This is a genomic window from Kitasatospora phosalacinea (assembly GCF_030268885.1).
GTDB classification, from domain to species: Bacteria; Actinomycetota; Actinomycetes; order Streptomycetales; family Streptomycetaceae; genus Kitasatospora; species Kitasatospora phosalacinea_C.
This window is the reverse complement of sequence record NZ_BSSA01000046.1, coordinates 1-21,745: the sequence shown is the minus strand read 5'-3', so window position 1 is coordinate 21,745 and position 21,745 is coordinate 1. Positions and strand designations below refer to the sequence as shown.

Genomic DNA, 21,745 nt, shown 5'->3' with positions numbered 1-21,745 from the left:
CATTCCAGGGTGTACACACCGAGAACGGCGTAATTCGGCGCCCCCGCAGGACTCCGGCCGTTGCAGCCGCGGGCGGCCATCGAGTAGACGTTCGGCGTTGATGCGGCCTCACGACGGGGCCGGCACCGGGTACTTGGGGGTAGGCCGTGGGCCGCTGGTCGTGGCGACGGGCGACGGGGACATGGCGTTCGGCGAACGGGGCGCGGGTGCGTCGGCCGCTGGTGCTAGCGGTCGTGCTGGCGGTGGCGGTGGCGCTCGGAACGCAGCCGGCCTGGTCCTTCGCTGGTGCGCACGCCCCGTCCTCGGTGGCCGCACCCGCGACCCCGCAGCAGCGCGGCGGGTCGGCCGGCCGGGGCGGCCTGGTCGGCGCGAACGCCACCAGCAAGGAGGCCCCCGGTGCGGGCGGCGAGCACCGGGCGGCGCCTGGCGAACTGCCGTCCGCGCAGCGGTCCGTGACGGGCCGGAACCCGCAGGACTCGGACGTCGGCCGGTCCGCGGTGGCACCGCAGCGGGTCGACCCGCCCACCGGGGCGGAACGGGACGAGGCCACGCGGCTGCGGGACAAGGCCCGGGCCGCGGCCGGGGCCCTGCCGAGTCCGGCGACCGGGCCGGGCACCGGCACGCCGACCACGGCGCAGAGCCCGGCCGCGGGCGGCGTCGAGATCCCGTCCGCCAGGACGGCGAGCACCTCGGTCTACCAGAACGACGACGGTTCGCGGACCACCCGGTTCTACCCGCGACCGGTGCACTTCCGGCAGGCGGACGGCAGTTGGGCGGACATCGACACCGCGGTGGTCCAGAAGCGCAGCGGGCGCTGGCAGGAAAAGGCCAATGCCGACTCGCCGGACTTCGCGGCGAACGCGGCCGATCCGGCGCTGGTCTCCTGGTCGCTGGATGCCGACCACAAGGTGTCGTACGGCATCCAGGGGGCCTCGCCGGTCGCCGCCTCGGTGAGCGGCAGCACGGTCACCTACGCCGGACCGGCCGGATCGGCCGACGTCCAGTACGACGCGGAGGCGGACGGGGTCAAGGAGACCCTGGTCCTGCACGACGCGTCGGCCGCCACCACCTGGACGTTCCCGCTGACCACCACCGGGCTGACCGCGGAGATCGACGCGAGCGGCAACGCGGTGTTCAAGGACGCGGCGGGAACGGTGCGGGTGACCATTCCCCGCGGCTTCATGGAGGACTCCGCGGTCGACCCCCGGTCCGGTCAGGGCGCGCTGTCCGACGGCGTCGGCTACCGGCTGGTCACCGCGGAGGGCCGGCCAGCCCTGCAACTGACCTTGGACAGCGCCTGGTTGCACGATCCTCACCGGGTCTTCCCGGTGCGGGTGGACCCCACCACCAACGCGCAGGTGGGTGTCGGCCAGTCGACGTACGTGATGTCGCAGTTCACGGCCAACTACTCCTCCGACTCGGTGCTGAAGGTCGGTACCTACGACGGCGGTTCGCACATCGCCAATAGCTATCTGTACTTCCCCGGCGTCACCTCGCTGGGGAACGAGTTCATCGAGTCGGCCGGGCTCGCCATGGACGACCTGTGGTCCTACGAGTGCAAGCCGCACGCAGTCGACGTCCACCGGATCACCTCCGCCTGGAACCCCTCGTCGATCAACACCTACCCGGGCTTGAACGTCGGCGACACCCTCGGCACCAGCAGTTTCTACGCCGGAACCGGCTGCTCCAACGGCACCCAGTGGGAGAACGTCGACCTCGGCGACGCCCCGTCCTCGCCGGGCACCCAGCTCGTGACGAGCTGGTCGAAGGGCGGTGCCAACTACGGCCTCGCGGTGACCGCCAGCACCACCGACTTCAACGCGTGGAAGCAGTTCGCGAGCGTCCACTCCAGCTACCCTCCCTACCTGTACGTCACCTACTCGGACTGGGCGTCGACCTACTCGCTGGTTGGCAACGTCACCCCGCCGACCTACAACGCGACCGGCGCGCAGCAGGTCTCGATGAGCAACGTGGCCGCGAACTGGTGGAACTCGACCAGCATGCAGCTGCGGGCCCGGGTCTTCGACCAGCGCGGCAACGAGACCGACGGGCCGCTGGCGGGCGTGCCCTGGCAGCAGACCCCGGTCCAGACCGGACAGACCGTCACCGTCGCCGGCGTGATCCCCGCGCTGCCTCCCGGCCAGACCTACAGCGTCTGCTGGGACGGCTACGTGGGCGGCACGACCTCGCTGCACGACTCGTACGGCGTGCCCTGGCTCTGCGAATCCGTCACCAGCCAGGACACCGCACCCCAGACGGATGCGGTGGCGCCGCAGAGCGGGACGGTAGTCGGCACGCTGACGCCGCAGCTCTATGCGACCGGCTACGACCCCGACAACTACCCCGGCACCGGCCTCGACTACGACTTCCAGGTGTGGACCGTCCCGCCCTCCGGCTCGCCGCAGCTGGCCGCCGAGTCGGGCTGGCAGCCCAACACCTCCTGGGCGGTCCCGGCGGGGAAGCTGGCGTGGAACGCTTCCTACACCTGGCAGGTGAAGGTCGGCGACCACGTGACGGAGAGCCAGTTCCTCGGCCCGCTCCAGTTCTCGACCATGGTCCAGCAGCCGCCGATCACCTCGCACCTGGGCGGCGCGGCCGGTGACGGCACCGGACGGACCTTCGACCCGAAGGTCGGCAACTACACCACCGACGCGGTGGACGCCGACGTCGCCTCGGTCGGCCCCGCCCTGCGGGTGGCCCGCTCCTACAACTCGCTCGACCCGCGCACCTCGAACCTGTTCGGCGCCGGCTGGTCCTCGGCCTTCGACATGCGGGTCCAGCCCGACGACGACGGCTCCGGCGCGGTCGTCCTCACCGACGCCACCGGACGCGCCGAGCGGATGGGACCGGACCCGCAGGGCGGCGCGCAGTACACGCCCGCGCAGGGCGAGTACGAGACGCTGACCGCGGTCGCTGGCGGGTTCGTGCTACTCCTGAAGAGCGGCACCAGCTACGAGTTCAAGGCACCGGTCGGCGCGGGCTACGCGCTGTCCACGGTGAAGGATGCCTATGGTCGCGCCCAGGCGTTCCACTACACCGCGGGCCGGCTCGACACGATCACCGACGCTGTCTCCGGCCGTGCCCTGCACTTCACCTGGACGGGCGCCCACGTGACCAAGGTCGCCACTGACCCCGTCACCGGCACCGACCCGAGCACCGCGTTGTCCTGGACCTACGACTACAACCCTTCCCATACGGACGAGTTGGACCAGGTCTGCGCCCCACCGGCCGGCGGCAACTCCGCACCCGCCTGCACCACGTACAGCTACACCACGGGCTCGCACCAGCGCAGCGCGGTGCTCGACACCTCCCCGGCCTCCTACTGGCGGCTGGGCGAGGCGTCCGGCACGAACGCGGCGAGCGAGGTGATCGAGAACCAGGGCAGGGACACCGCGCACTACTCGTCCTCCGGAACGACCCCGGGCGCGGCCGGGCCGACGGCCTCGGGCGCCACGGCCACCGCCTTCGACGGGCAGAGCGGTGTGGTGACGCTCCCGCAGAGCCTGCTCGACTCGTCCTCCTACACCTCCGTCGGGATGTGGTTCCGCACCACCGGACAAGGCGTGCTGTTCGGCTACCAGACCGACGTCTTCCCCGCGGCCACCACTGGCCACAACTACACGCCCGCGCTGTACGTCGGCACCTCGGGCAAGCTCTACGGCGAGTTCTGGCAGGGCGGTGTCGGCCCGATGGCGTCGAGCACCGCCGTCAACGACGGCAAGTGGCACCACGTTGTGCTGACCGCGGCGGGCAACACCCAGTCGCTGTACTTGGACGGAGTGGCCCAGGGCCAGCCGCTGACCGGACAGGTAGTCGCCACTGGCCAGCGCGCCGAGACGGTCGGCGGCGGCTTCATCGGAGGCTGGTGGCCGGACGAGCCGTACTACAACACCGGCGACAACACCGGGCACGCCGGCTACTTCACCGGATCGATCAGCGACGTCGCCTTCTACGACCATGCGCTCGGCCAGCCCGCGGTCAGCGCGCTGTACCGGGCCGGTACCAGCGCCTCGGTCGAACTGGCGGGCGTGGGCCTGCCATCCGGGAAGGCCAAGCTGTCCGTCGCCTACGACGCGAAGAACGACCGCGCCACCCAGGTCACCGACGCGAACGGCGGCGTCTGGAAGATCACCCCACCGACGGTCTCCGGCTCCGTGCAGGAGTACCGCACCGCGGTGGCGGGCTCGAACCCCGGCGGCTACTGGCCGCTGTCCGACGGACAGGGCACCCAGGCGTCGAACCAGGTCTACGTCCCGCGGCCGGTCCCGAACAACGGCACCACCTCCGGGGTGAGCCCCGGGGCGGCCGGGCCGGTGCCCGGGTCCACCGCGGCCTCCTTCGACGGCAGTACCTCGTGGGCCGAGGTCCCGTCCTCGTTCGCCCCCGTCCAGGGGCCGGGCGCGGTCGGCCTCTGGTTCCGGACCACCGCCCCCGGCGTCCTGGTCGGCTACCAGTCCTTCACGGTCGGCGCGCCGCACGTGCCGGGGACCGACAAGTGGAACCCCGTGCTGTACGTCGGCACGGACGGAAAGCTGCGCGGGGAGATCTACAACAGCACCGCCTCCGCGCTGACCTCCGGCACCGCCGTCGCCGACGGCAAGTGGCACTTCGCGCTACTGTCCGCGGACACCCCCTCCACCCAGACCCTCTACCTCGACGGCGCCGCCGTCGCCGGACCGGTCACCGGCCAGATCGTCCCCAACGGAACCGCCCACGTGTACATCGGCGCGGGCACCAGCGACGGCAACTGGCCCGCCCACCCGACCGACCAGGCAGGCCACTTCACCGGGCAGATCGCCGACGTCGCGATGTTCGACCACGGCGTGGGCGCCGGCACGGTCGGCTCTCTGTACGCCCAGGCCACCGCATCCGGCGCCACCGCCGCGGCCTACGACGCCGCCGTCGTCGGCGCACGTCCCACCGGCTACTGGCGGCTGAACGACCCGGCCGGCAACTCGGCCAACGAACTGCTGTCCTCCACGGCGCTCGACCAGAACCTCGGCACCCACCACGGCACCGCCCTCGGCACGACCGGCCCCTGGGCGTCCGGCACCTCGACCGCGGCGGCTTTCGACGGCACCACCTCCTACGTCCAGCTCCCCGGCGGCGCCGTGCCCCGGTGGGACATCGCGGCCACCGTCTCCGCCTGGTTCAGGACCACCGCCCCCGGCGTGATCTACGCCTACCAGACCTTCCCGCTCGGCCAGGCCCCCGCCACCGGGGACCTGACGAACCCCGCGCTGTACGTCGGCACCGACAGCAAGCTCCACGGCGAACTCTTCGGGTCCAGCGTCGCCCCCGCCGTCTCCACCGAAACCGTCACCGACGGCAGCTGGCACCTCGCCACGCTCACCCGCTCCGGCACCACCGAACAGCTCTACCTCGACGGCCGACCCACCGGCAGCGCCGTCACCGGCACCAAGGCGTACAACGGCTCGGGCTACGCCTACCTCGGCGCCGGCACCGTCCAGGGCTGGGCGAACGCGCCGGCCGACGCTAGCGGCCACTTCAACGGGAAGCTCGCCGACTTCTCCTACTACCGCTACGCGCTCGCCCCGGCCACCATCGCCGCCCAGTACGCGCGTGCCACCACCCCCGGCACCACCGGTGGCCTCACCGCCGCCGACGGCTACCGCGCCCAGGTGATCGACGCCAACGCCCGCGGCTACTGGCGGCTCGACGAACCGCCGGGCACCGCCACCGCCTACGACGAGACCGGCGCCGCCCTGCCCGACCAGGCCTCCGGCACCTACACCGCCACCACCCTCGGCGACCGTGGGCCTTCCGGCGACCAGATCCAGGGGGCGGCTACCTTCAACGGCACCACCTCCGTGCTGCAACTGCCCGCCACCGCTGCACCGGTCAAGGGCCCGAACAGCATCGAGCTGTGGTTCCGGACCAGCACGGCCGGCGTGCTCTACAGCTACCAGTCGTTCCCGCTCGGATCCCCCCACACCGGCGGCGTCGACCAGTGGAACCCGGCGCTCTACGTCGGGACCGACGGCAAGCTGTACGGCGCGCTGTGGACCGGCGACGCCGCGAACTCCCTGGTCACCGCGAAGACCGTCACCGACGGCGCCTGGCACCACGCCGTACTCGCTGGCGACAACACCGGACAGAGCCTCTATCTGGACGGCGCACAGGCCGCCACCAGCAGCACGGCCCGGCAGATCTACTACAACGGCTCCGCCTACGTGTACGTCGGTGCCGGCACCGACGAGGACTCCTGGCCGAACCACCCCGCCGACGCCTCCGGCCACTTCACCGGCTCGATCGCCGAGGTCGCGTTCTACCCTGCCCGCCTCGACAGCGCCACCGTCGCGGCGCACTTCAAGGCGATGGGGAACGCCTCCGCGCCCACCCCGGTGACCACCGCCCAGGTCACCGACCCGGCCGGTGCCGTCCTCAAGTACCGCTTCGACACCCGCACCAACCAGCTGATCAGCAATGCCGACGCCTCCGGCAACACCACCTCCTACACCTACGACACCTCCGGGTTCCTGCACACCGTTACCGACCCCGACGGCCACACCACCACCCTCGGCCACGACGCGCGCGGCAACGAGGTCTCCCGCACCACCTGCCGGACCGCGGCCTCCTGCCAGACTGGCTACCGGACATACCTGCTGGACCAGGCGAACCCGCTCAACCCCACCAACGACAAGCTCAAGGCAGTCAGCGACGCCCGCTCGCAGTCGCCGACAGATACCACCTACACCACCTCATACACCTACGACACGGCCGGCGGACTCACCTCCGTGACCACCCCGGCCACCGGCGACTTCCCCAAGGGCCGCACCACCTACACGGTCACCACCACAGGCACCGAACAGGCGGTCGACGCCACCGGCCAACCGGTCGCCGGAGCCACCGTGCCCGCCGGGCTGAACGCCGCGACCTCCGTCCCCGTCGACGCCAGCACCATCACCCAGCCGGGCACGCTCACGGCCGCCCAGCAGATCCGGTACGCGTACGACGCGGCCGGAAACCTCACCAGGACCGTCGACCCACTCGGCCTGACCACCACCTACCGCCACGACAACCTCGGCCGCACCACTGCCCGCACCGTCACCTGCGGCAACTGCGGACCGGGCGGAACTGCCAGCACCAGCACCACCACGTACACCTGGGACGGCCAGGGCCGCCCGCTGACCCGGACCGACCCGGCCACCACCGACGCCGTCACCGGCACCATCCACACCGGCCTGACCACCTCCGGCTACGACGCCGACGGCGACCTGACCACCCGGACGGTCAGCGACACCACCGGCGGCGACGCCCCCCGCACCTCCACCTGGACCTACGACACCGCCCACGACCTGCTCACCGCCACCACCGACCCGGCCGGCCACCGCACCACCTACACCCACGACGTCTTCGGCCGCACCACCACCACGACCGACGCCCTCGGCACCACCCGCAGCTTCGGGTACTCCAGCCAGGGCTGGCTGCTGCAGACCGCCGTCGCCAACTACACCGGCGACCCGAACCACCCAACCGCCGCCGCACCGCTCGCCGTCGAGGCCCGCACCTACGACCCGGCCGGCCGGCTCGCCACCGTCACCGACGCGATGGGCCGCACCACCCACACCTACTACAACGACGACGACACCGTCGCCGAGGTCGACCTGGACGGCTTCCACAACGCCGACGGCACCCTCCGCGACGTCGTCCTCCAGCAGAACATCTACGACCCGGCCGGGAACCTCACCCAGCGGGTCACCGGCGGCGGCCGCACCACCGTGGTCAACTCATGGGACGCAGCGGGCCGTTCCAGCAGCACCACGATCGACCCCGGTGGCCTGGACCGCAGCACGCGGTACACCTACGACGCGGCCGGCCGGCCGCTCACCACCGTCCTCACCGATGGCACCCAGACCCGGGAGACCGACTCCACCTACGACCCGGTCGGGCACGTCCTCACCAGCACGGTGCGCAACAGCCCGCAGAACGCGACCACCAGCTACACCTACGACCAGCGCGGCCTCACCCTGACCAGCGTCACCCCCGACGGCAACGCCGCCGGAGCCACCCCCGCTGCCTACACCACCGGCTACACCCACGACGCGCTCGGCCGGCTCACCCAGATTCTCGAACCGACCGTCACCGCCCACCACTTCGACCCGGCGACCCAGGCCGACGCCGCCCAGCAAACCGCACCGGTCTCCCGAACCGGCTACGACACCTTCGGCGACACCGTCGAGCAGGACGACGCCGACGGGAACATCACCACCTACACCTACAACGCCGACTCCGAGCCGACCGCGGTATCCTCGCCCGCCTACACCCCACCGGGCACCACCGCCACTGTCACGCCCACCGTCACGACGACCTACGACGCCCTCGGCCGCCCCACCACCTCCACCGTCGACCCCGGCGGCCTGAACCGCGTCACCGCCTACGGCTACGACCAGTTCGGCAACACCGCAAAGGTCACCCGGCCCGCCGTCGACGGCAGCACGCCGACCACCCTGCTCGGCCACGACCTCGACGGGGAACTCCTCTCCGAGACCGACCCGACCGGCGCCACCATCCAGTACACCTACGACGACCTCGGCCGCACCGCCACCACCACCCGGCTGGTCCGCCAGCCCACCGCCGCCGCCTTCACCACCACCTACACCCACGACGACGCGGGCAACCAGACCTCCGCTACCACCCCCGGCCGGGAGACCAGCAGCGCCGCCTTCAACGCGGCGGGCGAGACGGCCAGCACCACCGACGCCCTCCAGCACACCACCACCTACGTCCACGACCTCACCGGCGGCGTCACCAAGGTCACCCTGCCCGACCACACCGGCGTCACCACCGACTACGACCAGGCCGAACAGCCCGTCGCCAGCACGCCGTTCGACCACAACGGCACCCCGCTGCCCGGGCAACGGACCGGCTACGACCCCGACGGCAATGCGGTGACCAGCACCGATGCCAACGGGCACACCACCAGCTACGCCTACGACGCCGCCGACCGGATGGTCAGGCAGACCGAACCACTGAGCGCCACCGCTACCATCGCCACCCAGCTCGGCTACGACCCGACGGGACGGCGCACCCTCTACACCGACGGCAACGGCAACCCGACCTCGTACACCTACAACTCCCTCGGCCTGCCCGAGTCCACCATCGAACCACCCACCGCGATCGACCCGGTCCTCGCCGACCGCACCTACACCACCGGGTACGACGCGGCCCTGGAGGCCGTCACCTCCGCCGAACCCGGCGGGGTCACCATCACCACCGGCTTCGACGCGGCGGGCAACCGCCGCACCGAAACGGCCTCCGGCACCGGCGTCACCACCGCCACCCGCACCTTCGGCTACGACGCCGACGGCCGCCTGCTGACCTCGTCCGCCCCCGCCGGTACCGAGACCTACTCCTACGAGGACCGCGGACACCTGATCAGCGCCAGCGGCCCCACCGGCAACAGCACCTACCAGTACGACGCCGACGGCCGGCTCACCTCCCGCACCGACGCCTCCCGCACCACCACCTTCGGCTACGACGCCGACGGCCGGCTCACCTCAACCGCGGACCCGCTCACCGGAGCCCTGATCGGATACCAGTACGACACCGTCGACGACCTCACCGGCGTCACGTACGGCTCCGGAGGGGCCACCCGCACCTTCGGCTACGACGACCGGCACCGGCTGACCAGCGACACCCTCAAGACCCCGGCGGGCGGCACCGAAGCCTCCATCGCCTACGCGTACGATCCCGCGGGCAACCTCTCCACCCAGACCACCACCGGACTGACCGGGAGCGGCAGCCACAGCTACCACTACGACTGGGCCGGACGCCTGACCAGTTGGGACAACGGCACCGCCACCACCACCTACGGGTACGACGGCAACGGCAACCGCACCCGAGCCGGCAGCACCACCGCCACCTACGACACCCGCAACCGGGTCCTGAGCTCCGGCGGCACCACCTTCACCTACACCCCGCGCGGCACCACCGCCTCTGCCACCACCGGCGCCGCCACCACCAGTTACACCTACGACGGCTTCGACCAACTCGTCGCCACCGGGAGCCAGAACTACAGCTACGACGCGCTGGGACGCCTCACCGGCACCGGCGGCCACGCCTTCACCTACGACGGTGCGAGCAGCAGCATCACCTCCGACGGCACCGAGACCTACGACCGCACGCCCGACGGATCACTCGTCTCGCTGAGCGGGTCCGGGGGCGCGGTCCTTCCGCTCACCAACCAGCACGGCGACCTGGTCGCCACCTTCACCCCCACCGGGAGCGCCGTCAGCAGCTCCACCGCCTACGACCCCTGGGGGCAGAGCACCGGCACCAGCGGCGCCGCCCACGACCTCGGCTACCAGGGCGGCTGGACCGACAGCACCACCAACCTGGTCGGCACCGCCAGCCGCTGGTACGACCCCGCCACCGGAACCTTCACCAGCCGCGACACCGCCGACCTCGGCTCCAGCCCCTCGGTCAACGCCAACCGCTACACCTACGGCAGCAACAACCCCCTCGCCAACCAGGACCCCAGCGGCCACAGCAGCTGCCGCGGGCCCGCGCCCGACGACGGCGACGACAGCCCGGTCCGCACTGGGGGTGGTGGCGGCGGTGGCGGCGGTGGCGGCGGCGGCGAGTCCGCGGCCGACAGGGCGGCCGAGTACGCGAGCAACATCGCGGCCGGCCGGATGCTGCTCGCCTCCGAATACTCCCGCAACATCGCGGCCGGCCAGATGCTCCTCAAGCCGGTCACGCACTGGTACGTCCTCTCCAACGGATCCGTCGTCTGGGCGCAGAACCAGAGCGACGCCAACCGGATGGAGCGGAACCTCGAGGAGCAACAGCGCGAGATCGAGCGTCGGCTCCAGGAGGAGCGGGACTTCGAGGAGTGGGAACGGGAGTTCAACGAAGAGCGGGTCGAGGAGTACGAACTGCTCGGAGAGCTCGGCTCCTCCAGCCACGACATCGACATCAACGAGCTCGCTGGCCTGGCCTCCATCATCCCGGGCGGTTCCAGTTGCAGCCTCGGCACCCCGCCCGGCCCCACCGCCAAGGACGGCCTCCACCAGAAGCCGGGCAACGACAAGCCGGTGGACAACGGCACCCCGGCCGACACCGCCCACAACACCCTCACCCCCGAACCCGGAACCCCGAACCCCGGCGACTCGCCCGGAGATCCGCTCCACCCCGACGCGGACCCCAACCCGGCCGCGCTGGGAACGCCCTCCTCGGTCTCGGCCCTGCCGCCGGGGAGCAATCGGATCGCCTTGAGTACCGCGTTGAAGTCCTGGCAGCGGACCGAGGACTACATGAGAAACATGTACGACGGGAAAGCCAAAACATTCAAGGCCGATCCGGAGCAGGACTCCGTCGACGGTTTCCCGATCACCGACACGGGTCAGCGGAACGTCGACGCCTACGCTCCGCAGGGGAACGGAAAGGCATTGGCCGTCGAGGTGAAGGGATATCAGAGGTACCGGAACAAGACGGTGCTGATCGACGGCCAGGAAGTGGTGATCCAGGTGAAGAACTACGTCCCCCTGGGCGATATCGAGCACCAGATAGCCAAAGACGTCGCACTCCGGGCCATGGATCCGACCTACGACCCGCGATGGGTGTTCGCCGGCGCGGGACCGTCGGCGGAAGCCGCCGCACGCCTCAACGAGGCTGGTATAATCTGGATTTGGCACAATCCATACTAAATATTCCACCGGACCCTCCGGGAAGGGCGACGTGAAGTGAACCAGTATCGGCCCGACGTGGTCGCATGGGCCGCGGACAACTACGAGAACTGTCGGAGCATTTTCACGGAATTGGGAGAGCGTCCCGATCTCATGCGGGCGGACCCGATTTCCGCGCTCCGGCGGATCGAGAGCGAGCTCAGCGCGGGATGGCAGCCGAACGCCATGCCGGACGAGGAATGGGTGCAGTTCCGGACCTTCCTGATGGTGGTGCTGGCGGAGTTCCTGATCAGCTACCACGGCGCCCGGTGGGAATGGGCGGTCGATCCGTCCTCCCCGCTGGGCGGGCGGTGGACGGTGGCCGGCTTCCCCCATCCCCTCGGGCAGGAGACCCGGCCGGTCGACGTGGGCGGGATCGTCAACGACACCAGGTCGATGGACGACGTCAGCTTCGTGGGCCTGGTCAACCGGGCCGAGGCGGAATCCGGAATGCGGGAGATCTCGGGCTGATCCCGGGGCAGCGGGCCACGAGGGGTGCGGAGAATGGGGAAGTGAACGGAGGAGGCGCGGTCGCGGAGTTGGACGAGCGGCCGGTGTCGGCGGCGCAGTTGCAGGCGCTGGCGCCGACGAACTACGGGCAACTTCACCACAATGCTGGTGGAGAGTGGCCCTATGCGGGGTGGTGGGTGTCCTGCCCGACCGGATGGGCCCCGCCCGTCACAGGCAGTCAGGGGCCCCGGTCCGCGCGCCGTGACGTCCAACCTGGCCTCGACGCTCAGCGGCAGCGCGGCGGAGCATCGCGACCGATACGTGTGTCGAACCGCAGGTGCCGAGGTCACCTACCGCAAGCTCAATGAGCCTCTTTCATCCTGAGTTTTCCCTGGTCGCGGGGCTGTGGATCATGAGGGTGTGGACGGCGGCGATCAGGCGGCTGATGCGGTTGGTCGTGCAGCGGGTCTTGCCGAAGACTTTCCAGGCCTTCAGTTGGGCGAAGGCTCGTTCGCCGGGTGTTCGGAGTCGGGCGTGGTCTCGGTTGTACTGCTGGTAGTGCTCGGGTAGTTCGTGGTGGTTGTAGTGCGGGGTGCGGAAGGTCGCGCCGGCCCCGCGGTAGGCCCGGTCCGCCAGGACGAGGATCTCGCGGGTCAGGCAGGCCTGGACGATTCCGTGGGCGCGGGCCGCGGTCAGGTCGTGGGTGCGGCCCGGCAGGGCACGGAAGAACCACAGGGGTGTGCCGTCGGGTGCGGCGACGACCTGCACGTTCATCCCGTGCTTGCGGTGCTTCTGCGAGTAGTACGGCTCGTCCGCCTTGATCCGGTCGGTCGGGATCAGCGTGCCGTCGACGATCACGAAGTCGCCCTCGCCCAGTCCCACCAGGGCCTCGCGCAGGCCAGGCGCCCACGCGGCCAGGACTTCCACGGTCTCCTCCACGTACCGCCAGGCCGTCGCCTCCGACGCCCCGAATCCTGCGGCGACCCGGGCGGGCGTCTCGTTCTTCCGTAGATGGGCCAGGGCCAGCAGGGCTTGTTTGAAGCAGCTCAACTTCCGCCAGCGCGACCCGAGTTCACACGTTCGGGTATGGATGAGCCACGAGACGTGTTCGACCAGCTCGTGCGGGACGTCGAGCATGGCAGGATACGGGACCAAGCGAGGCTCCTCGGCCAGAGCGTGGTACGTAGAGAACACCGACGGAACGACCAGGAGCCTCGCCTGTTACCCCACCACCGCTGAGCAACCATTTCACCCTCCCCGGACAGGATGAAAGAGGCTCAATGAGGCGTCGGGGGGCCTTCGCCCGTGAAGGTGGACACGCGGTTGGTTGTCACGCGGCGAGCGTGGGTTTAGCGGTGTGGTGGCGTCGTTCGTATTCGTTGGGGCTGAGGTGGCCGTTGGCGGAGTGTCGGCGGCGGGTGTTGTAGCGGGTCAGCCAGGCGAAGACGGTCCTGCGGCAGGTGGCGGGGTCGCCGAAGTCGCGGGCGTCCTGAAGGATTTCGCGCTTGAGGGAGGCGTGGAAGCTCTCGCAGGCCGCGTTGTCCGCGCTGCTGCCAACCGCGCCTATCGACCGGGTGACGCCCAGGTCCGAGCACAGGTCGGCAAAGGCTCTCGACCCGTATTGCACCCCGCGGTCGGAGTGGAACACCGCCCCGTCCAAGCCGCCGCGGCTCGCGGCCGCCATCCGCAGCGCGTCGGTGACCAAGGCGGTGCGCATGTGGTCGGCGATCGACCAGCCCACGACCCTGCGACTGAAGCAGTCCAGCACGGTCGCCAGGTAGAGGAACTCCCCGCCCGCAAGCGGCAGATACGTGATGTCGCCCATGTACTTGCGTCCCGACCCGGTGGCGGTGAAGTCCCGCTCGAACAGGTCCGGGACCGCCTGGGCGGCCGGGTCCGGAACCGTGGTGCGAGCCCTTCTTCGCAGGCGGATGCCGACGATGGAGTAGGTCCGCATGACCCGGGCGACCCGCTTGTGGTTGACCCTCCTCCCGGTCTCGCGCAGTTCCGCGGTTACCCTCGGCGAGCCGTAGGTCCCGCCCGAATCGGCATGAATCCGGCGTATCCGTTCAGCCAGGACCTCGTCCTCGCGTCGGCGGACGGCCCTGGCACCGGCCCCTGCCAGCCACTTGTAGTAGCTGGAGCGATTGACGTCCAGGACCTGGCACAGCCGCTTCACCTCGTAGGCGTCCCGGTGGTCGTGGACGAACTGGAAGCGGCTCACCAGTTCGTCCCGCCGGCGAAATACTTGGCCGCCCTGCGCAGGATGTCCCGCTCAGTAGCCAGGGCAGGTACCCCGTCCTGGTGGACCAGGGCGTCGAGGCGCTGCTGCACGGCGTCGGGCGGTGCGGCGGACGCCGCGGCCGGTGCCAGGACGCCGGCCACCACGGTGGCGGCCACGGTTGCCGCCACCCCGCACCGGCGCAGGCGGTGGGGTCGGTTCGGGCGGTGGTGCCGCGGTGCGTTTGCGTGCACGGGAAGCTCTCCTCGGAGTAGGGCGCCGGAGCTGTTCCCGGCGCCCTCCCAGAGGACCATCCGACGGGCCGTCAATCCGCCCCCGTGGAGCACGAGATCGCCCTGGGACCGTGCTCCGGTTCGGGGCCGGGTCCCGAACCGTGCTCCCAGGGCCGTGCGGCACCCGAGCGCACCGGCCGCGCACCCCGAAGGCCTGGGCCGGCACTCCACCGCCGGCACCCACGACGCCGACACGTCCTGGAACACCCTGAGAACGACCCGGTCCACGGGGACACCAGAGACGCCCTGCAGCCGGTCACCGAACGATCGGGCCGACAGACCAGGCCCGGACCGGAAGGCGGCGGGGCACTGAGAATCCGTCAGCGAGCCGTACGGGGACCGGGCGGGGCACTGCGGAGCGGGGTCAGTGCGGCTCGACGAGGAACCCGCGGCCGAGGCCCCGACGGCCACCCCTGTCGGCCCGCCGCCCACACCGCTGGCCTCGACCACGCCCGACTGCGGGTGCGGGCGTTCGTCGAACTCCACCGCTGCTGCGCCGCCGCGCCGGACCGGCGGCCGCTCCCCGGGCAGGGGCGGCGACCGTGCGGCTGAGGGAGTTGCAGCCGGACGGGCACCGGGGGCGCACCCGGGGCCGCCGACTTCGAAACGCCCGGCGCCCGTTCTGAGGAAGCCCCCTTCGGGACCGGCGACCTCGTCGTCCAGGAGTGCGGGCCGAACAACCTCGCTGACCGAGGTCGGCCCCGTCCGGATCGAGGTCCCGCCCGACCGTGAGGACAGCTTCGAACCGCAGACCGTCAAGAAGCGCCAACGACGCCTGACCGGTGTCGGCGAGATGGTGCTGTCGTTGTCAGCAGGGGGTCTGACGCACGGTGACATCTCCGCCCACCTCGCGGAGGTCTACGGCGCGAGCGTGTCCAGGCAGACCGTCTGGACCATCACTGACAAGGTCATGGACGGGATGCCCGAATGGCAGCACCGGCCCTTGGACCCGGTCTCCCTGGTGATCTCCATCGACTGCATCCACCGAGTCGGTCAACGCACGCATACGCAAGGCCGTCCGCGCTCGCGGGCACTTCGCGAACGAAGCGGCGGCACCGAAGTCCGTCTACACGGCCGTCACGAGCCTGGACCCCACCGGTGCCGGCCGCAAACGCTGGGCCATGCATTGGAAGCTCGCGCTCCAGGCCTTCGACATCGCCTTCGACGGCTGGCTCCCCATCGGCCGACGGTAACTCACACCACATCAGTTGCACCGCTGGCTGTACAAACCCGACCGAGGTGCGGCGTACGGCGGAGGCGAGGCGGGTATCCCCTCCGGGGGAGCGCGGAGTCCGGTGAACGGGGGCGGGATGGACGCGGAAGGTTCCGGCCGACGATCCGGCCGGCCGGGTGTCTGGGCGGGACTGACCTCGATCGTGCTGCTGGTCGGCGGGCTTGCGGTGTTTGCCCGTTGCTCACCGCCCGAGGAGTACAGCTGCGACAACTCCAACTACCCGACCCGCGGATGCACGCGCATCCGGCACGAACCGGCCTCGACGGGCTCGACCTTCCGGTGCCCGACCGACTGGTGGGAGTACCGCAGCCTCGGCCGAGAGGCCGCCGCAGGCTGCGCGATGACCCGGCCGAGTCCACTGCCGTGCCCGACCACGCCGGACACCTACTGGGTGGCGAAGGGCGAGGATGCGCTTGCGCCGGGCTGCCTCTACCCGCGGACGGCGGTGGTGCCGCCGTCCGCGGCGCCGTCGCCCGGTTCGCCCTGACCTGCCGGCCGGACCTTGACGCAGGCCGTCGACAGGGCGCGGACGCTGCCGCGCCGTCCTCCAAGCCCCGGGTGGCCACGTTCGAGCGCTGGAGGATCTCGCCGTTCCCGCTGCAGCCCGAACTGGCTGACGTCAGCGGCCAAGACCGTCCTCACCAGTGGAGTTGCAGGCCGAAGAGGTTCGCTGTTCGTGCGCACGCTGCAAACGCGGTCAACGCAGTCGAATCTCACTCTCCGCCGACAGCCCGTCCCCGCGTCGACCGCACGGTCGACGACAGCCCTGCCGCTGCCCGTCCCCGCGTCGGCTACTCGGCGATCACCATTGCGTCCAGGAGCAACACCACGGCCACCACCGCCGCCACCGCCGCGGCCCACTGCGCCGCCCGGACCCACCGCGCCCCGCGCCTGCCGGTCAGCCGTCCGAACAGCACCGGCGCGGCCGCGAGTCCGGCGATCCCCGCCAGCGCCAGCCCCGCGTGCACCACCAGCCCGTCACCGGTCGCCCATGCCGTCCCGCCGATCAACCGCGCCCGCACATCGCGCGGCCCGTTGTCCCCCCAGCACCACGGGCGCCGCGGGGCCGACGACGCGGGCGCCGACGCCGCTCCGGCCGGGCTGCCGCTCGTGCTGACGGTCGGCCCGCCACTCGGGCTTTCGCTCGGCTCGCCACTCGGGTCGCCACTCCCCCCGCTGCTCGACACGGGGGCGACCGGACTCGGCGTGGCACAGGAACTCCCGGGCGGCGGAGCCAGATACCCCTCGCCCCGACGACCCTTCAGCTCCACGTCCGACCGTGGCACTCCCCCGCCGTCCGGCCGGAACGTCCCCCAGCAGTGATGCTCCACGCCACCGCCACCTGCCTGCCCGGTGTCCCCGTGGAATTGCCACTCCTGGCACTTCTCCACCGTCAGCCGCCCCGGCGCGCCGGCGACCAGCCCGAACCCGGCCAGCACGTGTGCCCCGAAGACCACCGCCAGCGCCAGCCCCACCCCCGCAGACGCCAACGCCGCCATGACCGCCAGCGCCCGCCGCGTCTCTGCCCCCTGGTCCGCCATCCCTCCACGATACGGGCCGCCACGGTCCGCACGCCTGCCCTTCAGCACGCCCCGCGCAGCACCGAGCAGCACGCCCAGCCTGCTGCCGAGCGACCGGATGGTCGTGAACTCGCCCTGCTTTCACCGGATTTCGCACCGACCCGGCCCGCATTCCGCTCTGCGAGTACCCGGTGGACGTCTCCTGGGCCGACTGGTCCCTCCAGTGCCCGGCGGGCCGGGACCTGCCAGAGCCAGCGGTGCCGTTTCAGCAGCCGCCCGACCGTCGCGATGGACAGTCGCATCCGGAACCGACGTCCGGTCACCGCCTGAACCCTGGCGGGAGCTCACCGCTGGTCCTCCACCCCCGTAGGCGGCCGGCCCTTTGCCCAGCCAACCGCTTCTCCAGCGCTACTACTGATTTCGGCGCGTCAGGGTGAATCTGCGTGAAGTGCCTGATGTGCCTGAGGCGGTGGCTGTACCGGTGGTGTGTGAGATATGCGGATGGGGGCGGGCTGACCGCCGCGGGACGGCTGCGCCGGGAGTCGGTGCGGGTGCAGGCGGCCGCGTTGTTCGAGCAGGAGGTCAAGCCGGCGGAGGTGGCCAGGCGTCTGCGGGTGAGCTTGAAGTCGGCTCACCAGTGGCATCAGTTGTGGCGTGAGGGCGGGGTCGAGGCACTTGCGTCACGCGGCCCGGGCGGATCCCGGTGTCGCCTGTCCCCGCGCTGCCTGTCCAAGCTCGCCGCGCATCTGGAGCAGGGGTCGGCCGCGCGCGGCTGGGTGGAGGACCAGGTGTGGACGGCCTCGCGGGTGGCGACGCTGATCGGGCGGAAGTTCCACGTCACGTACAGCGTCTCCGGGGCGACGCGGCTGATGCACCGGCTCGGTTTCAGCCCGCAGGTCCCCGCGCGCCGGGTGGCCGAGCGCGACGAGCTGGCCGTCGCCGTGTGGAAGGAGGTGGCCTGGGCGGAGGTAAAAGAGTCCGGGCGGCCTGCGGGGGATACCTCTGCTTCGAGGACGAGGCAGGCTTCACCCGCCGGCCGCCCCGAGGACGCACCTGGGGCCGGCGCGGCCGCACGCCGGTCGTGACCGTCAGCGGGCGCCGCTCGGGACGCCTGTCGGTGGCCGGGCTGATCGCGATGCGGCCCGGCTCCCGCACCCGGCTGTGCCACCGCCTGCGCGCACCCACCCCGTGGCCAAGGGCGTGCGCCGCAGCATGGGCGAGCGCGACTTCATCGCCCTGGTCGACGGCGTCCACCAACTCGTCAAGGCGCCGATCGTGCTGGTCCGGGACCGCCTGAACACCCATGTCTCCCACGCCATGCGCGAGTTGGTCGCCGAGCGCGCCTGGCTGACGGTGTTCCTGCTGCCCGCCTACTCGCCCGACCTCAGCCCCGTCGAGTGGGTCCGGGCACACGTCAAGCACAGTCTCGCCAACCTCGCCGTCATGGCCCTCGACCGCCTCGAAGCCCTCGTCCGCCACCGGCTCAAACGCCTGCAGTACCGACCCGACACCCTCGACGGCTTCATAGCCGGTACCGGCCTGGCCCTCGACACCCCAGCCTCACCCTGACGAGCTGACGTCAGCAACGCTCCGCAATGACCCGGTGCTGAAAGAGAGTTCAGCCGTGATGGCCGAGCAGGATCCACAGCGGCCAGAGCGAGACCAGCAGGCCGGAGCCGGTGGCTGCGAGGAAGTACCGGGTGGTGGCCACGCGCTCGCGGTGCGGCGCGGTGCGGCGGGTGGCGGCCGGCGCGGTGTCGATCCGGGACGTCGCGAGCCGTGCTGCCCACTCGGCGTCCGGGTCCTTGCGGACCACGATGCGCCAGGGGCGGCCCATCTCGTAGTCCACGACCAGAATCCGGCCTGCGCGGTAGTCACCCACCTGCGAAAGACGCACGTCCACACCCGCGTTGGCGCGGTAGGCCGGCCGGTCGTCCGGCGCGATGGTGAGGTCGAGCTGCAGCAGGACCTCTTCGCCTTCCTGGATCTCCCGGACTTCTTCGATCTTCGCTGCAGCGGTTCCCAGGACGGGCGGTCCGTCCAGCCCGCCGCGTCGACGCAAGCCCCGGTGCAGCAAGGCGACGCCCGCCGTTCCGGTCCAGGGCGCGAGGAGGAGACCGGCCGTGATCAGTGCCACCGAGATCCCGGCGTCGAGGTTGGCGAAACCGACGAGGACGGCAGCGACTTCACCGCCCAGGAGCACGCACAGCGCCAGCCCGCCCAAGAACACAACCGCCCCCGATCCGGCCGCAGCGGCCATAAATGGATCGTATCTTCCGCCGCCGCGGGGGGTCGAGAACACGAGCTCGCCCGGAGCTGGACCGGCCTCGTGGAACGAACTCGCTCGTGAGTACGGCCCGCTGACCGACTGGCCGACGACCGCCACAGGATCCCTGACTGGTGGTGCACTGGAGCAGACCCACAGCAGCGGCCAGTCGTTCCCCGGTGCGGGCTGCCGACCTCGCCCTTGCCGAAAGACTCATCCGCCCTGTTCAGGCAACATTCCGGTCCCCGCGGAGGAGACCGCTGAGCCGGTCGCGCCTGCGTACGTCCAGTCGGGCGGTCCGGGCCCGATCCTGGGTCGGAGCGGGCATTGGGTGGAGCTGCCCCCTCCGCGTGACACCATGGTTCCCATGCGCACCATCCTTCCCCGGCCGGGCCGCGGCCGGTCGGCCCCCGCCGTCCTCCTGCTGGCGTCGACTGCCGCCGCCGCGCTCACCGCCTGCGGCGACCGCCAGGCCGGCGGCCCGGCCGTCCCCGCTGCGGCGGCTCCCGCCGTGACCGCGTCCGCCACGATCACCCCCTCCGGGGCCTCCCCGTACGCGGACGACGGCGCGCCGCACGGTGGTGACAACCTGGCCTACCGGCGGGAGAGCGAGGTCGCCGCGGCCGACGAGGCGGACGCCCGGCGCGAGGCCGGACGGCTCGAACCCGCCTTCAAGGAGCTGTGGGAGCGGCAGACCTGGACGCCGGACGCCGTACGGGCCGCCCTGCGCAAACTCGGCCACCCGGTGTCCGACCGAGGCGCCAACGGCGGCGCCCCTGAGGGCACCCTGGTCGTCGACGCGTTCGAGCCCCGCTACGACACCGACCACTACGTCACCGCCCCGGGCGTCCGGATCGCCGTCCTGCTGCACGGTCGCACCTGCGTCTCCGGCTACGTCGCGCCCGCCCGCTACGAGCTCTCCGTCCACGGCGTCTACCCGGAGACCGGCTGCTTCCAGCCCCCGTACGGCCACTGACCGACCGCCGTACCGGGGCCCACCCGTACCGCGCGGCCGGATCGGCTGTTCCGGTAGCAGCCGGGCGGTCGACCGTGAAGTCGGTCTGCCGCCGGCCCTGCCTCCGGACGTCGATGATGCCGCTCCTGGCGCGGGGCGCCTGCGCCACGTCCGGGACGGTCGCGCCAGGCGTCCAGTTCGGCACCGAGGAGATCGGCCGGGCCGGGGTGGTGGCGGTGCTGTCCCGGTAGAGGTCGTCCCGTACCGGGGCCTGGCGCATCGCGGCATACCGGCGCTCGTTGACGACCTTGTTCGACGCTGGGGCGTTCATGCTCGGGCTGCGGCGTGAGGTGGTCCGTCGGGTGGACGTGAGGCGTGGCCCGGGAGAGTCGAGGGGGGTTCAGTTCACGGATGCGGCGGGGTGGAGCTGGTCGCTGTTCGACAAGGCCCCGATCTTCGCCACGACGGGCGGGCGGGGGCGCCGACCGCGGACGCAGTCGCCCTGGAGGCCCGCAAGGCCGCCCAGACGGAGGAGGAACCCGTCGTCGAGCTCCCGGCACCAAGGCCGGTTCCCGGGCCGGGGTCGGGAGGGTGACGTTCCTGCACGAGTGGAAGCTCCACCACCTTCCGCCGGACACCAGGCCGCTGCCCTCGGTGGCCCACTACGACCAGTTGCTCCGACACCGCGGCGCCGACGGCGGTGACCTGCGCGAGGGAGAAGCGCCATGACCGCCGTGCTGCCCCGACGGCGGAACCTGACCGAGCAGGCCGCGACCACGGCCATCGACACCGCCTGGCGGCTGCTGCGGCTGCTGCGGCTGCCGCCGATCCGCAACGAGTTCGCCGACATCGCCGACCGGGCGGTCAAGGACCAGATGACCTACCGCGGCCTCCTCGCCGAGCTGCTGATGGCCGAGTGCGACGACCGCGGACGCCGCCGCTCCGAGCGGCGGATCAAGGCTGCCGGATTCCCCCGTGACAAGTCGCTGGAGTTATCTGGCGTTGTCCGGGCCAGCACAGGCATGTGCCCAGGTCAAAGCGCTGCTGATGCCGTCAGTAGCGATAGACCCTGCAGACTCGGGCATGTCCTGCCGCTCGGTAGGGTGCGGTGCGGCA

The 21,745-nt window shown here is 71.4% G+C and carries 10 protein-coding genes and 4 pseudogenes; 9 read left to right on the top strand and 5 right to left on the bottom strand.

The genetic code is table 11. The features are described 5' to 3' along the window. Positions 1-206: 206 nt before the first annotated feature. Both QSK52_RS37015 and QSK52_RS37010 read left to right on the top strand, forming a co-directional pair. Positions 207-11,672, top strand: a complete 11,466-nt coding sequence (locus QSK52_RS37015; protein WP_285740675.1) for a LamG-like jellyroll fold domain-containing protein — start codon at positions 207-209, stop codon at positions 11,670-11,672. Positions 11,673-11,708: 36 nt separating this feature from the next. Beyond that, positions 11,709-12,161: a hypothetical protein gene (locus QSK52_RS37010; protein WP_285740674.1), complete on the top strand. Its 453-nt coding sequence runs from the start codon at positions 11,709-11,711 to the stop codon at positions 12,159-12,161. Positions 12,162-12,515: 354 nt separating this feature from the next. On the opposite strand, the gene QSK52_RS37005 is transcribed toward QSK52_RS37010, so the two are convergent. Next, complete coding sequence (locus QSK52_RS37005) at positions 12,516-13,277, bottom strand: transposase family protein (protein WP_285740693.1); 762 nt, start codon at positions 13,275-13,277, stop codon at positions 12,516-12,518. Between the two features lie 193 nt (positions 13,278-13,470). After that, positions 13,471-14,552: pseudogene (locus tag QSK52_RS37000) on the bottom strand (IS3 family transposase). 739 nt (positions 14,553-15,291) lie between these two features. Between QSK52_RS37000 and QSK52_RS39775 the strand changes: the two are divergent. From QSK52_RS39775 to QSK52_RS36990, 3 genes and pseudogenes are all read left to right on the top strand, one after another. After that, positions 15,292-15,636: pseudogene (locus QSK52_RS39775) on the top strand (transposase); the annotation flags it as partial. Positions 15,637-15,658: 22 nt separating this feature from the next. Continuing rightward, entirely contained in the window at positions 15,659-15,847 is a 189-nt protein-coding gene (locus QSK52_RS39770) for a hypothetical protein (RefSeq protein ID WP_435053470.1), read from the top strand. Positions 15,848-15,964: 117 nt separating this feature from the next. Then, complete coding sequence (locus QSK52_RS36990; RefSeq protein WP_285740673.1) at positions 15,965-16,375, top strand: hypothetical protein; 411 nt, start codon at positions 15,965-15,967, stop codon at positions 16,373-16,375. 304 nt (positions 16,376-16,679) lie between these two features. Here the strand turns inward: QSK52_RS36990 and QSK52_RS36985 are convergent, their stop codons facing one another. Beyond that, positions 16,680-16,898: a hypothetical protein gene (locus QSK52_RS36985; RefSeq protein ID WP_285740672.1), complete on the bottom strand. Its 219-nt coding sequence runs from the start codon at positions 16,896-16,898 to the stop codon at positions 16,680-16,682. A 572-nt stretch (positions 16,899-17,470) separates the two neighbouring features. Then, a pseudogene (locus QSK52_RS39605) lies at positions 17,471-17,734 on the bottom strand (winged helix-turn-helix domain-containing protein); the annotation flags it as partial. Between the two features lie 162 nt (positions 17,735-17,896). On the opposite strand from QSK52_RS39605, the pseudogene QSK52_RS39765 reads away from it, so the two are divergent. Further along, positions 17,897-18,977: pseudogene (locus tag QSK52_RS39765) on the top strand (IS630 family transposase). A gap of 49 nt (positions 18,978-19,026) precedes the next feature. On the opposite strand, the gene QSK52_RS36970 reads toward QSK52_RS39765, so the two are convergent. After that, a complete protein-coding gene (locus QSK52_RS36970) occupies positions 19,027-19,668 on the bottom strand; it encodes a hypothetical protein (RefSeq protein WP_285740671.1) in 642 nt (213 codons plus the stop codon). A 373-nt stretch (positions 19,669-20,041) separates the two neighbouring features. On the opposite strand from QSK52_RS36970, the gene QSK52_RS36965 reads away from it, so the two are divergent. The 3 genes from QSK52_RS36965 to QSK52_RS36955 form a co-directional block, all read left to right on the top strand. Continuing rightward, positions 20,042-20,650 (top strand): hypothetical protein, encoded by a 609-nt coding sequence (locus QSK52_RS36965; RefSeq protein WP_285740670.1) that lies wholly within the window; start codon positions 20,042-20,044, stop codon positions 20,648-20,650. A 570-nt stretch (positions 20,651-21,220) separates the two neighbouring features. Continuing rightward, positions 21,221-21,358: a hypothetical protein gene (locus tag QSK52_RS36960; RefSeq protein ID WP_285740669.1), complete on the top strand. Its 138-nt coding sequence runs from the start codon at positions 21,221-21,223 to the stop codon at positions 21,356-21,358. After that, positions 21,355-21,745 (top strand): ATP-binding protein (locus QSK52_RS36955; RefSeq protein ID WP_285740668.1); only part of this gene is annotated, 391 nt, incomplete at its 3' end. The genes QSK52_RS36960 and QSK52_RS36955, both read left to right, overlap by 4 nt.